Source organism: Streptomyces sp. NPDC000151, assembly GCF_040301705.1.
GTDB lineage: Bacteria > Actinomycetota > Actinomycetes > Streptomycetales > Streptomycetaceae > Streptomyces.
This window is the reverse complement of record NZ_JBEPFC010000171.1, coordinates 1-15,120: the sequence shown is the minus strand read 5'-3', so window position 1 is coordinate 15,120 and position 15,120 is coordinate 1. Positions and strand designations below refer to the sequence as shown.

Annotated in this window: 15 protein-coding genes; 8 read left to right on the top strand and 7 right to left on the bottom strand. The window is 72.4% G+C overall.

Annotated features, from left to right (window positions below):
- The 7 genes from ABT381_RS31295 to ABT381_RS31265 all read right to left on the bottom strand — a co-directional run.
- Positions 1 to 509: alpha/beta fold hydrolase (locus ABT381_RS31295; RefSeq protein WP_351600145.1), on the bottom strand; the 509-nt coding region annotated here is incomplete at its 3' end.
- Complete coding sequence (locus tag ABT381_RS31290) at positions 506 to 1,162, bottom strand: CoA transferase subunit B (RefSeq protein ID WP_351600143.1); 657 nt, start codon at positions 1,160 to 1,162, stop codon at positions 506 to 508. The genes ABT381_RS31290 and ABT381_RS31295, both read right to left, overlap by 4 nt.
- Positions 1,162 to 1,917: a CoA transferase subunit A gene (locus ABT381_RS31285; protein ID WP_351600141.1), complete on the bottom strand. Its 756-nt coding sequence runs from the start codon at positions 1,915 to 1,917 to the stop codon at positions 1,162 to 1,164. Before ABT381_RS31285 ends, ABT381_RS31290 begins: the two co-directional genes overlap by 1 nt.
- 11 nt (positions 1,918 to 1,928) lie before the next feature.
- On the bottom strand, positions 1,929 to 2,210 hold the full coding sequence (catC, locus tag ABT381_RS31280) for a muconolactone Delta-isomerase (protein ID WP_351600139.1): 282 nt from the start codon (positions 2,208 to 2,210) through the stop codon (positions 1,929 to 1,931).
- Positions 2,211 to 2,214: 4 nt separating this feature from the next.
- Entirely contained in the window at positions 2,215 to 3,060 is an 846-nt protein-coding gene (gene catA / locus ABT381_RS31275) for a catechol 1,2-dioxygenase (RefSeq protein WP_351600137.1), read from the bottom strand.
- A 20-nt stretch (positions 3,061 to 3,080) separates the two neighbouring features.
- On the bottom strand, positions 3,081 to 4,184 hold the full coding sequence (locus ABT381_RS31270) for a mandelate racemase/muconate lactonizing enzyme family protein (protein ID WP_351600134.1): 1,104 nt from the start codon (positions 4,182 to 4,184) through the stop codon (positions 3,081 to 3,083).
- Positions 4,185 to 4,205: 21 nt separating this feature from the next.
- The gene (locus ABT381_RS31265) at positions 4,206 to 5,117 is read right to left on the bottom strand and encodes a LysR substrate-binding domain-containing protein (RefSeq protein WP_351600132.1); all 912 of its coding nucleotides are present in this window, start codon (positions 5,115 to 5,117) and stop codon (positions 4,206 to 4,208) included.
- Between the two features lie 232 nt (positions 5,118 to 5,349).
- On the opposite strand from ABT381_RS31265, the gene benA reads away from it, so the two are divergent.
- The 8 genes from benA to ABT381_RS31225 all read left to right on the top strand — a co-directional run.
- Positions 5,350 to 6,720 carry a benzoate 1,2-dioxygenase large subunit gene (gene benA / locus ABT381_RS31260; RefSeq protein WP_351600130.1) on the top strand — a complete coding sequence of 457 codons (1,371 nt, stop codon included), beginning with the start codon at positions 5,350 to 5,352 and terminating at the stop codon, positions 6,718 to 6,720.
- Positions 6,721 to 6,731: 11 nt separating this feature from the next.
- A complete protein-coding gene (gene benB / locus ABT381_RS31255; RefSeq protein ID WP_351600128.1) occupies positions 6,732 to 7,244 on the top strand; it encodes a benzoate 1,2-dioxygenase small subunit in 513 nt (170 codons plus the stop codon).
- Positions 7,245 to 7,277: 33 nt separating this feature from the next.
- Positions 7,278 to 8,285 (top strand): benzoate 1,2-dioxygenase electron transfer component BenC, encoded by a 1,008-nt coding sequence (gene benC / locus ABT381_RS31250; protein WP_351600126.1) that lies wholly within the window; start codon positions 7,278 to 7,280, stop codon positions 8,283 to 8,285.
- Positions 8,282 to 9,070 (top strand): 1,6-dihydroxycyclohexa-2,4-diene-1-carboxylate dehydrogenase, encoded by a 789-nt coding sequence (locus tag ABT381_RS31245; protein ID WP_351600124.1) that lies wholly within the window; start codon positions 8,282 to 8,284, stop codon positions 9,068 to 9,070. Before benC ends, ABT381_RS31245 begins: the two co-directional genes overlap by 4 nt.
- Before the next feature lie 45 nt (positions 9,071 to 9,115).
- Positions 9,116 to 11,920 (top strand): helix-turn-helix transcriptional regulator, encoded by a 2,805-nt coding sequence (locus ABT381_RS31240; protein WP_351600123.1) that lies wholly within the window; start codon positions 9,116 to 9,118, stop codon positions 11,918 to 11,920.
- A 48-nt stretch (positions 11,921 to 11,968) separates the two neighbouring features.
- The gene (locus ABT381_RS31235) at positions 11,969 to 12,601 is read left to right on the top strand and encodes an alpha-ketoglutarate-dependent dioxygenase AlkB (RefSeq protein WP_351600121.1); all 633 of its coding nucleotides are present in this window, start codon (positions 11,969 to 11,971) and stop codon (positions 12,599 to 12,601) included.
- Positions 12,602 to 12,684: 83 nt separating this feature from the next.
- The gene (locus tag ABT381_RS31230; protein WP_351600119.1) at positions 12,685 to 13,482 is read left to right on the top strand and encodes a 3-hydroxybutyrate dehydrogenase; all 798 of its coding nucleotides are present in this window, start codon (positions 12,685 to 12,687) and stop codon (positions 13,480 to 13,482) included.
- A 131-nt stretch (positions 13,483 to 13,613) separates the two neighbouring features.
- Positions 13,614 to 15,120 (top strand): GAF domain-containing protein (locus ABT381_RS31225; RefSeq protein ID WP_351600117.1); only part of this gene is annotated, 1,507 nt, incomplete at its 3' end.

Sequence of the window (15,120 nt, the reverse complement as noted above, 5' to 3'; positions counted from 1 at the left end):
GTGCCGGGCGGGCCCGCCGCCGTACCGGGATCGGCGAACCAACGGCCCGGCGTCGGCTGCAGCAGCGCCGCCGTACCGTGCGCGCGCACCGTGGCGGCGCGCTCCCGCCAGCCCGCCGGGTCGCCGAAGCGGGCCGAGGAGCAGATCATCGCGAGCGAGGCGAGCCGGTCGGCGTGGTGCACGGCCAGGTGCGCGCCGATCGCGCCGCCGAGCGAGATGCCGGCGTAGTGGAAGGCGCGCCAGCCGTGGTGGCCGGCGAGGTCCAGGACGAGTTGGGCGAGGTCCGCGACGGTCGTGCTGCCGGGCGTCGGGTCCGCCAGCACGCCGACGGGCGTCCCGCCGTGCCCGGGGAGGTCGAAGCGGAGCACGCGGTGGGTGCGGGTGAGTTCGGCCAGCTGCGGCTCCCACACGGCGAGCGAGGTGCCCAGCGACGGGCCGAGCACGAGCGGCGGCGCGTCCTCGGGGCCGTCCAGGCGGTGGTGGAGCAGCTGAACATCGGTGCTGGTCACGGGCTCTCCTGCGGAAGCGGGGCGGGCACGCGGACCGGGGCCGCCGTGCGTGCGGCGATCTCCTCGGGCGTCACCCCCGGCGCGGTCTCCACCAGTACGAGACCGTCCTCGGTGACGTCCAGGACGCCCAGGTCGGTGATGATCCGGTGGACGCAGGCCCGGCCGGTCAGCGGCAGCGAGCAGTCGGCGACGATCTTCGGGCTGCCGTCCTTGGCGGTGTGGTCCATGACCACGACCACCCGGCGGGCGCCGTGCACCAGGTCCATCGCGCCGCCCATGCCCTTGACCATCTTCCCCGGGATCATCCAGTTCGCCAGGTCGCCGCGGGCCGAGACCTGCATGGCGCCGAGGATCGCGGTGTCGATGTGGCCGCCGCGGATCATGCCGAAGGAGAGCGCGGAGTCGAAGAACGCCGCGCCGGGAAGGACCGTGACGGTCTCCTTGCCCGCGTTGATCAGGTCCGGGTCGACCTCGTCCTCGGCCGGGTACGGGCCGACGCCCAGCAGCCCGTTCTCCGACTGGAGCACGACATCCACGCCCTCGGGCAGGAAGCTGGGCACCAGCGTGGGCAGCCCGATGCCGAGGTTCACATAGTCGCCGTCGCGCAGCTCGCCCGCGGCCCGGGCGGCCATCTCTTCCCTGGTCCAAGCCATCAGGCGCGCACCGTCCTCTTCTCCACGTGCTTGTCGGCGGCCTGCGCCGGCGTCAGCTCGACCACCCGCTGGACGAACACGCCGGGCAGGTGCACCTCGTCCGGGTCCAGCACGCCCGGCTCGACCAGCTCCTCCACCTCCGCGACGGTGACCCTGCCGGCCATCGCCGCGAGCGGGTTGAAGTTGCGCGCCGCCTTGTTGAAGACGAGGTTGCCGTGCCGGTCGCCCTTCGCGGCCCGGACGAGCGCGAAGTCGGTGGTGATGCCGCGCTCCATCACGTACGGCACGCCGTCGAACTCGCGTACCTCCTTGGGCGGCGACGCCTCGGCCACTGTCCCGTCCGGCGCGTACCGCAGCACCATGCCGCCGTCCGCGACGTCCGTGCCCACCCCGGCCGGGGTGAAGAACGCCGGGATGCCGCAGCCGCCGGCCCGCAGCCGCTCGGCGAGCGTGCCCTGCGGGGTGAGCTCCAACTCCAGTTCCCCGGCGAGGTACTGGCGGGCGAACTCCTTGTTGTTGCCGACATAGGAGCCGGTCACCCGGGCGATCCGGCCGGCGGCGAGCAGGATGCCCAGACCGCCGCCGTCCACGCCGCAGTTGTTGGAGACCACGCCCAGCCCGCCCGCGCCGGTCTCGTACAGCGCCTGGATCAGCACGTCGGGGACGCCGCTGAGCCCGAAACCGCCGACGGCGAACGAGGCGCCGTCCCGTACATCCGCCACCGCTGCAGCGGCGGTGGCCACGACCTTGTCCATGGACCGCTCCGTCAGGCGTTGATGTCGGAGGGGTGTACGGCCAGCGGCGTCACCTCGAGGGACATGTACGGGAAGAGCGGCAGGCCCCAGAGGATGTCGTGCAGCTCGTCGTTGGACTCGACGTCGAAGACGCTGAGGTTGGAGTACTGGCCGACGCACCGCCAGATGTGCGGCCACTTCCCGGCCTTCTGGAGCTTCTGGGAGTACGCCTTCTCGCGGGCGATCGTGTCGGCCCTGAGCTCGGGGTCCAGGTCCGTGGGGAGGTTCACGTCCATCTTCACTGCGAACAGCATGTGCTCAGCTCCGGTCCATCACGAAGTTGTAGGTGACCTCGTTGCCCGTGCCGCTCGCGGCGGGCTTCGGGTCGAGGATCAGCTCGGGCTTCACGGCCGAGGCGATGTCGTCCTCGACATGGCTGCCGCCCTGGAAGTACAGCTGGGTGGTGATGAGTTGGTGGCCGGACGCGGACACCTTCAGGTGCAGGTGCGCGGGGCGCCAGGCGTGCCACCCGGCCGCGGCGATCAGCTTGCCGCAGGAGCCGTCGGTGGGGATCTGGTACGGCGCGGGCTGGATCGTGTGGATCCTGAAGTTGCCCCGGTCGTCGGCGACGACGGTGCCGCGCAGGTTCCACTCCGGCAGGTTCGGCGCGTACTGCGAGTACAGGCCGTCGTCGTCGGCGTGCCACATCTCCACGTGCGCGCCGGCCAGCGGCTTGCCCTCGACGTCGGTGACCTGGCCCTGGAAGAGCAGCGGCGTGCCGGCCTCGTCCGCGCGCATCGGCAGGGTCGTCTCGGCCTCGTGCTGCGGCGAGTCGGGGACGTAGTAGGGGCCTTCGATGGTGCCCTTGCTGCCCTCGCGGTTCTCGTTCGCGACCTCCTCGACGACGTGCTCGATCCACACGTCGAGGAAGAGCGGCCATTCGCCGTCCTGGCCGACGCCGATCAGCCACGCCTTCAGCGCGTCGTACTCCGCGTACGTCACCTTGTGGCGGCGGATGACGTCGTGCACCGCGGTGATGACCTCGGTGGCCAGGGTGTCGACGCGCTCCTTGCTGGAGGCTGCCTCGGACCGCTGCTTGGCGCGGAACGCCTCGGTGGCCGAGGCGCCGGACGCGGCGGCGGTGGCCTGAGTGCTGTCAGTCATGGCTCTGCTCCTCTGGTCGTTCAGGTGTCCTGGCGGTAACGCGCCAGCTTTTCCGGGTCCAACTCGATGCCGAGGCCGGCGCTCTCGCGGACGCGCAGCGTGCCGTCCTCGATCCGCAGCGGCTCGGCGAGCAGGTCGTCGCTCATGTCGAGGAAGTTGGACAGCTCGCCGGCCCGGCGGGCGGTCAGCTCGTAAGCGGATCCGAAGACCGCGGTGCACAGCGTGCCGATCTGACCGTCGATCTGATTGCCCATCACCGCCTCGACGCCCAGCCCCTCGCAGAGGTGGTGCACGCGCTGGGAGTACGTGAAGCCGGTACGGGCGGTCTTGATGCTGATGGCCGTCGCCGAACCGGACAGCAGCTCGCGGGTCACCTCGCCGGGGCGGGTGGCGCTCTCGTCGGCGACGAACGGGATGTCCGTGTGCGTGACCAGCCGGCGGCGGCCCAGCACGTCGTCGGCCGGGCACAGCTCCTCGGCCAGCGTCAGGTCCAGGCCGTCCATGGCGCGCAGCGCGCGGGCCGACTCCGACGCCGTCCAGCCGCGGTTGCCGTCGATGTACAGCTCGACCTCGTCGCCCAGTTCCGCGCGCAGTGCGCGGCAGGCCTCGACGTCGAGCTGGAACGGGCGGCGGCCGACCTTCACCTTGAAGGTAGTGATGCCGTACGTGTCGCGGATCCGCTGCGCCTCGGCGACCATCTCCTCCGGCGGTGCGAAGCCCACCATGTGCGAGACCCGCATCCGGTCGGTGTAGCCGCCGAGCAGTTCGGTGACGGAGATGCCGAGCGACTGCCCGATGACGTCCCAAAGGGCCATGTCCACGGCCGACTTGGCGGTGGGGTTGCCGACCGTACGGTTCAGCCGGGCGTGCACGGCCTCGCGCGCCGTCGGGGCGAGGCCCGTGAGCTGCGGCGCGAAGACCTTGTCGATGACGGCGACGATCGATTCCTGGGTCTCGCCGTAGGTGAAGGGGCGGGGCGGTGCCTCGGCGACGCCCACCGGGCCGTCGTCGGTGTGGACGCGCACGAGGACGTGTTCGGCCGTGTGGACCTCGCCGCTGGCGAACTTCAGCGGCTTCTTGTAGGGGATGGCGAACGGGATCGCCTCGATGGCGGTGATCTTCATCGGTCCTCGATTGCGGTGGTCTTATCGGTCCTCGGCGGCGCGGTCCGGGACGAATACGTCGTGCGACTCCAGGACGCCGAGCAGCGTCTCCAGCAGGGGAGAGGCGTCGTTCTCGCGCCAGGCGAGGGCGAGTCCGACGGTCTCCGCGCCCCGGACGGGCTTGAAGACGACGCCGTCGCGGGAGACCGAGCGGACGGAGTCGGGGAGCAGGGCGATGCCCAGACCGGCGGCGACGAGCGCCAGCGCGGTCGAGGTCTCGGTGACATCGTGTGCGCAGTGCGGGTAGTAGCCCGCCGCGAGGCAGCTCCTGGTGACCGCGTCGTTGACGACGGAGCGGGAGTTGACCGCGTACATGATGAAGTTCTCGTGGCGCAGCTGGGCGACCTCGGCGGTCTCCGCCTCGCTCAGCCAGTGGTCCTCGGGGACCGCCAGTACCAGCGGCTCCCGGGCGACCTCCCGGCAGACGATGCCCTCCTGGCGGACCGGCGGCCGGAGCATGCCCACGTCGAGACGGTTCTCGCTGAGGGCCAGCTCCTGCGCCGGGGTCAGCAGCTCGGTCTGGATCTCCAGCGCCACCCCCGGCATCTCCTCCTTGACCAGCCGGGCGATCGCGGGGAGCTGCCGGTAGCAGGCGGTCCCGGTCAGGCCGAGCCGCAGGATGCCCTCCGCGCCCTTGGCGAAGCGCCGCACGCGGGTGGTCGCCTCGTCGACGGACTGCAGGATGCGCAGCGCGTCGGTACGGAAGACCTCGCCGGCCCCGGTCAGGGCCACCTGGCGGGTGGTACGGGTGAAGAGCTCGACCCCGAGATCCGCCTCCAGCTGCCGGATCGCCTGCGACAGCGGGGGCTGTGCCATGTGCAGGTTCTCCGCGGCCCGGCCGAAGTGGCGGGTCTCGGCGACGGCGACGAAATAGCGCAGGTGGCGCAGTTCCATGAGGGCCTCCTTGGCTTCCTTGCCGCCGGATGCGGCTCATCGTAGGCAGCCGGTCTCAGACGAGAGAAATACTCTTTTCCCGCTGATTGATATGCAAGGAATATGGATGAGGCCCTGGGTTAACCCTGGGGAAATGCCCGGGGTGGCGTCGCCATCCCGCTGCCATGGTGCTGAAAAGCGGCCGTAAGAACCCCGACGGGACGACGGGGCCGGGCGCAGGTTTGGAGGGACCATGACGCAGACGTCGGTCGGCACCCGGGCGATCCTGGACGACGCCCTGGTGGAGGACGAGGAGCGCGGTGTGTACCGCGCCCGGCGGAAGATCTTCACGGACGAGGAGATCTTCGAGCTGGAGATGAAGCACATCTTCGAGGGCAACTGGGTCTACCTCGCCCACGAGACGCAGCTCCCCGAGGTCGGCGACTACTTCACGACGTACATCGGCCGCCAGCCCGTGGTGCTCTCGCGGAGCAAGGACGGCGAGCTCAACGCGCTGATCAACGCCTGCAGCCACCGCGGCGCGATGCTCTGCCGCCGCAAGACGGACAACCGCACCACCTTCACCTGTCCGTTCCACGGCTGGACCTTCAACAACTCCGGCAAGCTGCTGAAGGTCAAGGACGGCCGCGGCGCCGGCTACCCGGAGCAGTTCAACAAGGACGGCTCGCACGACCTGACCAAGGTCGCCCGCTTCGAGAACTACCGCGGCTTCCTCTTCGGCAGCCTCAACCCGGACGTCCTACCGCTCACCGAGCACCTCGGCGAGGCCACCAAGATCATCGACATGATCGTGGACCAGTCCCCGGAGGGCCTGGAGGTGCTGCGCGGCTCCTCCACCTACACCTACGACGGCAACTGGAAGGTCCAGGCGGAGAACGGCGCCGACGGCTACCACGTCTCCGCCACCCACTGGAACTACGCGGCCACCACGGCCCGCCGTTCCTCCGGCGAGTCCACCAACGACACCAAGAACATGGACGCCGGCACCTGGGCCCGCCAGAAGGGCGGCTACTACTCCTTCGAGCACGGCCACCTGCTGCTGTGGACCCGCTGGGAGGACCCCTCCAACCGCTCGCTGAACGAGCGCCGGGAAGAGCTGGTCGCCGAGTTCGGCGAGGACAAGGCCAACTGGATGATCGAGTACTCGCGCAATCTGTGCCTGTACCCGAACGTCTACCTGATGGACCAGTTCAGCTCCCAGATCCGGCACTTCCGCCCGATCTCCGTGGACAAGACCGAGGTCACGATCTACTGCATCGCCCCCAAGGGCGAGAGCGCCGAGGCCCGCGCCAACCGCATCCGCCAGTACGAGGACTTCTTCAACGCCTCCGGCATGGCCACCCCGGACGACCTGGAGGAGTTCCGCTCCTGCCAGAAGACCTACCTGGCGGGCGCTGCGCCCTGGAACGACCTCAGCCGCGGCGTGGCGCACAAGATCGAGGGCCCGGACGAGGACGCAAAGAAGCTCGGCATCAATCCGATCGCCAGTGGCGCGCGCACCGAGGACGAGACCCTCTACCCGATCCAGCACGGGTACTGGCTGGACACCATGCGCGCCGCGGTGGCCGCCGAGGACGCCGCGACCCAGCAGACCGGCCGGTAAGGAGCGAGATCATGACCACCATCGCCGAGACGGCCACCGTCACCCTTGAGGACATCCGCCAGTTCCTCTACCGCGAGGCCCGCTACCTCGACGACCGCGAGTTCGAGAAGTGGCTGGAGTGCTACCACCCGGACGTGGAGTTCTGGATGCCGGCCTGGGCGGACGACGACGAGCTGACCCGCGACCCGCGGACGGAGATCTCGCTGATCTACTACGCCAACCGCGGCGGCCTGGAGGACCGGGTCTTCCGCATCCGCACGGACCGCTCCAGCGCCACCAGCCTCCCCGAGCCGCGCACCGGCCACCACATCGCCAACGTGGAGGTCGTCGAGCGCCGCGGCGACGAGATCGACATCCGCTTCAACTGGCACACGCTGTACTACCGCTACCAGAACATCGACCCGTACTTCGGGACGTCGTTCTACACCATCGACTTCTCGGGCGAGACCCCACTGATCAGGAAGAAGAAGGTCGTTCTGAAGAACGACCGCATTCACCACGTGGTCGACATCTACCACATCTGATCACTCGCCCATCCTCCCCGAATCGAGTTCACCATGAGCTACCAGGTCGCCCTGAGCTTCGAGGACGGCATCACCCGGTTCGTCACCTGCGGACCGGACGAAACCGTCGCCGACGCCTCGTACAAGGCACGCATCAACATCCCCCTCGACTGCCGCGACGGCGCCTGCGGCACCTGCAAGTCCCTCTGTGAGAGCGGCAGTTACGACGGCGGCGACTATATCGAGGAGGCGCTGACCGACGAGGAGGCCGCGCAGGGGTACGCACTGCCCTGCCAGATGACCCCGCAGAGCGACCTGGTGCTCCGCATCCCCACCACCTCCGACGCCGCGAAGACGGCGGCCGCCACGCACGGCGCGACCCTGGTCGCACTGGAGAAGCTGTCGGAGTCCACCGTCGCCTTCACGCTCGAACTCGACGACCGCGGCGCGCTGGCCTTCCTTCCCGGCCAGTACGTCAACGTCGCCGTGCCCGGCACGGACGTCACCCGGTCGTACTCCTTCAGCAACGGCCCCGCCGAGGGCCTGGTCTCCTTCCTCGTCCGCCTCACCGAGGACGGCGCGATGTCGAGCTATCTGCGCGACCGTGCCGAGCTCGGCGACCGGATCGACTTCACCGGCCCGATGGGCAGCTTCTATCTGCGCGAACTCACCCGTCCCGCGCTGCTGTTGGCGGGCGGCACCGGACTCGCCCCGCTGCTGTCGATGCTGGAGAAGCTGACCACGCAGCCGCCAGGGCACCCCGTCCACCTCGTGTACGGCGTCTCGTCCGAGCGGGACCTGGTCCGCCTGGAGACCCTTGCCGACTACGCAGCGGTGATCCCCGGATTCACCTACGACACCTGCGTCAAGGAGTACGTGACCGAGCGGCTGGAGCCGAAGCACCTCCACGACGGTGACGTGGACGTGTACGTCTGCGGGCCGCCGCCCATGGTCGAAGGCGTACGCGACCACTTGCGGCGACAGGGCGTCACACCCGCCCACTTCCACAACGAGAAGTTCGCCCCCACCGGAGCCACCGAACTCGCGGGCGCCGCCCGATGACCCACTTCCCCGGCCGGTTCGCCGGCAAGAAGGCCGTGGTCACCGGCGCGGCACAGGGCATCGGCGAGTGCGTCGCCCGGCGGCTGGCCGCGGAGGGCGCCGACGTCGCGCTCGTGGACCGCTCGGAGCTGGTGCACGAGGTGGCCGCCGAGCTGACCGCCGCGGGCGCCACCGCCTACGCCGTCACCGCCGACCTGGAGAAGTACGAGGAGGCCTCGCGCGCCACCGAGGCGGCCCGCGAACGCCTCGGCCGGATCGACGTCCTGGTTAACAACGTCGGCGGCACCATCTGGGCCAAGCCCTACGAGCACTACACGCCCGAGCAGATCCATGCCGAGGTGCAGCGCTCGCTCTTCCCCACGCTGTGGACCTGCCACGCGGCGCTCCCGCATCTGATCGCGCAGCGCTCCGGCACGATCGTGAACGTCTCCTCGGTGGCCACCCGCGGCGTCAACCGCGTCCCGTACGCCGCGGCCAAGGGCGGCGTCAACGGCATCACCTCCGCACTGGCGCTGGAGGCGGCCCCGTACGGCATCCGCGTCGTCGCCACCGCGCCCGGCGGCACCGACGCCCCGCCCCGCAGGGTCGCCCGCGGACCCGCCGCGGCGGACGGGCAAGAGCGCGCCTGGTACCAGCAGATCGTCGACCAGACTGTGGAGTCCTCGCTGCTCAAGCGGTACGGGAAGCTGGACGAGCAGGCCGCCGCGATCTGTTTCCTGGCCTCCGACGAGGCGTCCTACATCACCGCTTCGGTGCTGCCCGTGGCCGGTGGTGACCAGGGGTGAGCGGCCCGCGCGAGCGGCCGCCCGTGCACCGCTAATGTGAACACGATGGACGATCACGAGGGCGCGAGCCCCCTTCCGGACGGCGCCCCCGAGACGGTCCGGCGGGGCCCCGCGGGCCGGCAGGCCGAGCTGGCGGCGCTGGACCGCCTGCTGGCCGCCGCCCGCGCCGGACACCCCTCGATCGTCCTGGTCGAGGGCGCGTCCGGCATGGGCAAGACCGCGCTGGTCGAGCACTTCCTGGCCGAACACAGCTTGAATGGAGATGGCGAGGCCGGACCGGGACCGCTGCGCGTGCACCGCGCGAGCGGCGTGCGCTGGGAGAACGAGCTGGACCTCGGCGTCGCCGACCAACTCGCCAAGGCCGCGGGCGCGGCGCTCGCACCGGACGACGACGCGGCCACGAAGCCACCGGACCCGCTCGCCGCCGGCCGCCGGCTGCACGAGATCTGGAGCGCGCACGCCGAGGACACCACCACCGTCGTCGTCATCGACGACGCGCACTGGGCCGACGCCGCCTCGCTGCGCGCCGTCGCCTCCGCAGTGCGCCGGATGTCCACCGAAAAAGCACTGGTCGTACTGGTCGCGGCCGACGACCGGCTGGACCGGCTGCCGGTCGACGTGCTGGACTTCCTCGCCGCCTACCGGGACGGCGCGCTGCGCCTGGGCCCGCTCACCCCGGAGGACGTCCAGCAGCTCGCCTGGAGCGCGGCCCGCGTCGACCTCTCGCTCCCCGCCGCGCGCATCCTCTGCCGCCACACCCGCGGCAACCCCCTCTACCTCACCGACCTGCTGCACGAGGTGCCGGCCGGCATCTGGCGCGACTGGCAGCCCGCGCTGCCCGCGCCCCGGCGGTACGCCTCGGCCGTGCACCGCCGGCTCGACGCCTGCGGCCCGCAGGCCCGCACCCTGATCGAGGCGTGCGCGGCGCTCGGCGAGTCGGTGCCGTTCGCCGAGGCCGCCGAGCTGTCCGGCGTCGCCGAGCCGCTCGCCGCCGTCGACGAAGCCTGCCGGGCCGGGCTGCTGACCAGGACCGACGGCCCCGGTCTGACCCTGCTCACCTTCCCGCACCCGCTCGTACGGGCCGCCGTGCACGGCGCGCTCGGCCTGGTCGAACGCGGCGACCTGCACCGCCGGGCCGCGGAGATCGTCGAGGACCACGGCCGCCGCCTGATGCACCGCGTCGCCGCCACCCCCGCCGCCGACGCCGAGCTCGCCGACGACCTGGACCGCTTCGCCGCCGACCGGGCGGCCGAGGGCGCCTGGTCCCAGGTGGCGGGCGCGCTGGTCGCCGCGAGCCGGCTCAGCCCGGCCCGCGCGACCCGCAGGGACCGGCTGCTGCGCGCCGTGGACGCGCTGGTCGGCGCGGGGGACCGGCCGCAGGCCGAGACCTTCGCCGCCGAGCTGGAGAGCTTCCCGCCCGGCGCGCTGCGCGACTCCGTCCTCGGCTACCTCGCGATCACCCGCGGCCGCCCCGAGGAGGCCGAGGTACGGCTCACCCAGGCGTGGGAGCGCTGCGACCCGGTCCGCCGCCCCGAGCTGGCCGCCGCGATCTGCCACCGCTGGGTACTGCACTCCCTCGGCCGCTGCCGCGCCGCCGACCTCGTCCACTGGGCACGCAAGGCCGTCGACCTGGTCGGCCCGATGGAGCCCTCGGCGGTGGAGTCGGAGGCCATCCTCGGGCTCGGGCTCGCCGCCATGGGCCGCGCCGAGGAGGCCGCGCACGCCTACGACGACGTACTGGCCCGGATCTCCAGCGGCGCCCAGTCGCAGCGGGTGCAGATGGGGCGCGGCTGGATGGACCTGGCGATGGACGAGCCGGAGGCCGCGCGGCGCGAGCTGGAGGGCGCCGTGCCGACCGGCTTCCGGATGGGCTCCACCCGCATCTCGCTCTGGGCGCAGGCATGGCTGGCCCGCACCCAGTTCGCGCTGGGCGCCTGGCAGGACGCGGTGCGCACCGTCGACCGGGCAGCGGCCCAGCTCACCGAGGTACGGATGGAGCTGCTGCGGCCGCTCGTGCACTGGACGGGGGCGCAGATCCACGCGCTGCGCGGCGACTGGCCGACCGCCTACCACCACGCCCGGCAGGCGTCCGCCGACATGCAGCACTACGAGGCGATGGTGGTGCCCGCCTCCCTGGCCCGCGCCCAGGTCGCCGAGGCCCGCGGCCAGTACGAACGCGTCACCGCCGCACTGGAGCCGGTACTGCGGCTGCGGCAGCGCGAGGGCATCGACGAGCCCGGCTTCTGGCCCTGGCAGGACGTCTACGCCAACGCCCTGGTGATGACCAACCGGGTCCCCGAGGCCGACGCCTTCCTGCGGCCCTTCGAGGAGCTGGCCGCCGACCGCGGCCACCGCTCCACGATGGCCAGGCTCGGCTACGTACGCGGCCGGATCGCCGGCACCGAGGGGGACCTGGACGCGGCGCGCGCCCACTTCGAAGGCGCGCTGGCCCACCTGGAGCATCTGCCGCTGCCGTACGACCGGGCGCGGGTGAGCTACGCGTACGGGCAGACGCTGCGCCGGGCGGGCAAGCGCCGGGAGGCGGACGCGCTGCTGCAGAACGCCCGGGACGCGTACGTCCTGCTGGGCGCGCGCACGTATGTCGAGCGCTGCGAGCGGGAGCTGCAGGCGGGCGGGCTGAACGCGCGGCGCGGCGCCGAGGAGTTCTCGCGGCTCACCGCGCAGGAACGGGCGGTCGCCCGGCTGGTCGCGCGGGGGATGAGCAATCAGCAGGCCGCGGCGGAGCTGTTCCTGTCCGTGAAGACCGTGCAGTACCACCTCACGCATGTGTACGCGAAGGTCGGGGTGCGGTCGCGGGGGGAGCTGGCGGCGGTGTTCCACGATTCGTGACCCGCACGGTATTCGTACAAAAATTCGAACAGGGCGTACGCTGGCCCCATGGCCACCACCCACCTCCAGAGTTCCCTCTTCGCAGGGACCGACGAGATCGGCCTGCGCCCCCTGGACGGGCTCGCACGCACGGTCCTCGGGCTCGGCGCCTGGATCGACGTGCTGCCGGGCTGGCTGACCGGCGCCGACGAGGTGTTCGAAAAGCTGGCCGGGCAGGTCCCCTGGCACGCCGAGCGGCGCCAGATGTACGAGCGCGTCGTCGACGTGCCCCGGCTGCTGTGCCACTACGGCGAGGACGAGGAGCTGCCGCACCCGGTGCTCGCCGAGGCCCGGGACGCGCTCAGCGCGCACTACGCCGCCGAGCTCGGCGAGCCGTTCCGCACGGCCGGGCTGTGCTATTACCGCGACGGCGAGGACAGCGTCGCCTGGCACGGCGACCGCATCGGCCGCGGCCGCAGCCAGGACACCATGGTCGCGATCCTCTCCGTCGGCGAGCCCAGGGCGCTGGTCCTGCGGCCCCGGGACGGCGGCGGGGCGACTGTCCGCCGCCCCCTCGGGCACGGCGACCTGATCGTCATGGGCGGCTCCTGCCAGCGCACATGGGACCACGCCATCCCCAAGACGGCCCGCCCGGTCGGCCCCCGCATCAGCGTCCAGTTCCGCCCCCGCGGCGTGCGCTGAGGGCCCCGCCCACATGCCCATGCCGCGTCTTGTGGTCCCGCCCCACATCGGTATGGAACCGCGCGCTGCTTAGGGTGACGCCCATGAGCGCCACCTCCACACCAGGTACCGACGTCGCAGGGCCCGACCTCGGGGGCCGCACCGCACTCGTCACCGGCGCGGCCAGTGGCATCGGCGCCGCCTGCGCGCTGCGGCTGGCCACGGCCGGCGCCACCGTCCGCGCGGTCGACCGGGACGGCGACGGGCTCGCCCGCCTCGCCGACCGGGCGAAGGGCCTGCCCGGCGCCCTGCAGTCGATCACCCTCGACCTCACCGACCTGGACGCCGCCGAGGAGACCGCGGCCGGCGCCGACATCCTCGTCAACAACGCGGGGATCCAGCTCGTCCGCCCCATCGAGGAATTCCCGCCCGACGTCTTCGCGACCGTACTGAAGGTCATGCTGGAGGCGCCCTTCCGCCTCGTGCGCGGCGCGCTGCCGCACATGTACGCGCAGGGCTGGGGCCGCATCGTCAACATCTCCTCCGTGCACGGCCTGCGCGCCTCGCCCTACAAGTCCGCCTACGTCGCCGCCAAGCACGGCCTGGAGGGCCTCTCCAAGGTCGCGGCCCTGGAGGGCGCCGAGCACGGCGTCACCTCCAACTGCGTCAACCCCGGCTACGTCCGCACCCCGCTGGTCGAGAAGCAGCTCGCCGACCAGGCCGAGGCGCACGGCATCCCCGCCGAGCGGGTGCTCACCGAGGTCCTGCTCGCCGATACCGCCGTGAAGCGGCTGGTCGAGCCGGCCGAGGTCGCCGACGCCGTCGCGTACCTCTGCAGTCCCCAGGCGTCGTTCATCACCGGCACCTCGCTGGCCATGGACGGCGGATGGACGGCGCACTGACCTCGGGCGGCCCGGCGGCCGGTGGCGGGGGAGCGGTCCCGGCCCGGCGCGGCCCCGCCGCCGGCGCCGGGGAGCGGGCCGCGAGCCCCGCGGCTGGCGCGCCACACCGTACCGGCGGTATCCCTGGGTCCATGCCACCCCAGCAGCCCGCCCGGGCTTCCGCCGAACCGGCCGAGACCCCCTTCCTCGACCTGCTCGCCACCGGCGCGCCCGCCGAGGACTTCGAACGCGCCGTGCTGCGGGCCCGGGCCGACGGCGCCTCCCCCGAGCGGCTGGCGGCCCTGGAGCACGCCAAGCTGCTGGCGCTGCGCGTCCGTACGGAGCTGGAGGGCCGGCGGCGCCGCGAGGCCGAGCTGTCCGCGCTGTACGAGACCGCGCACGACCTGGCCGGACTCCGGGACCTGGACGCCGTGCTGCGGGCCATCGTCCAGCGGGCCCGCTCCCTGCTCGGCACCGAGACCGCGTACATGACCCTCAACGACCCGGTCGCGGGCGACACCTACATGCGGGTCACCGACGGCTCGGTCTCAGCACGCTTCCAGCAGCTGCGGCTGGGCATGGGGGAGGGGCTGGGCGGCCTGGTCGCGCAGACCGCCCGCCCCTACGTCACCGACAGCTACTTCGACGACCCGCGCTTCCAGCACACCCGCACGATCGACACCGGCGTACGGGACGAGGGGCTGGTCGCGATCCTCGGCGTGCCGCTGAAGCTCGGCAGCGGCGTCATCGGCGTGCTCTTCGCCGCCGACCGCCGGGTCCGCGTCTTCGACCACGCCGAGATCGCCCTGCTCTCCGCGCACGCCGCACACGCGGCCGTCGCCATCGACACCGCCCACCTCCTCGCCGAGACCCGCAAGGCGATGACCGAGCTGGAGGCCGCGAACGAGATCATCCGCGACCGCAGCGGCGTCATCGAGCGCGCCTCCGACGTCCACGACCGGCTCGCCGAGCTGGTGCTGCGCGGTGGCGGCGTACAGGACGTGGCCGCGGCCGTCGCCGAAGTACTCGACGGCACCGTGGAGTTCACCGACGCCGAGCGGGTGCCGGCCGAGGCCCTGGACCGCTCCCGCGCCGACGGCCACGCCGTGCGCGACGGCGACGACTGGGTGGCCGCCGTCCGCTCCGGCAGCGAGGTACTGGGCGCGCTCGTGCTGCGCGGCCACCCCCGCCTGGACCCCGTCGACCAGCGCACCCTGGAACGCGCCGCCATGGTCACCTCCCTGCTGCTGCTCGCCCGCCGTACCGCGGGCGAGGCCGAGCAGCGAGTACGCGGCGAACTGCTCGACGACCTGCTGGACGCCCCCGACCGCGACCCGCGGCTGCTGCGCGAGCGCGCCGCGCGGGTCGCCGCCGACCTGGACGCGCCGCACGTCGTGCTCGCCGCCCGCATCGAGGACCCGGCCGCCGAGGACCCGGCACCGGCGGACGGCGCCGTTGCCGCCGCGGGCCCCGAAGGCGCCGGCGCCACCGCCCGGCAGCGTCTGTGGTCGGCCGCCTCCCACCTCGCCGCGACCCGGCACGGCCTGGCCGCCGCCCGGGACGCGGGCGTGGTCCTGCTGCTGCCGCTGGGCCGGGGCGGCGGGGGCGACCACGACGGCGGTGGCGACCCCGGCGAGGCCGCCCGGCGCGCCGCCCGCC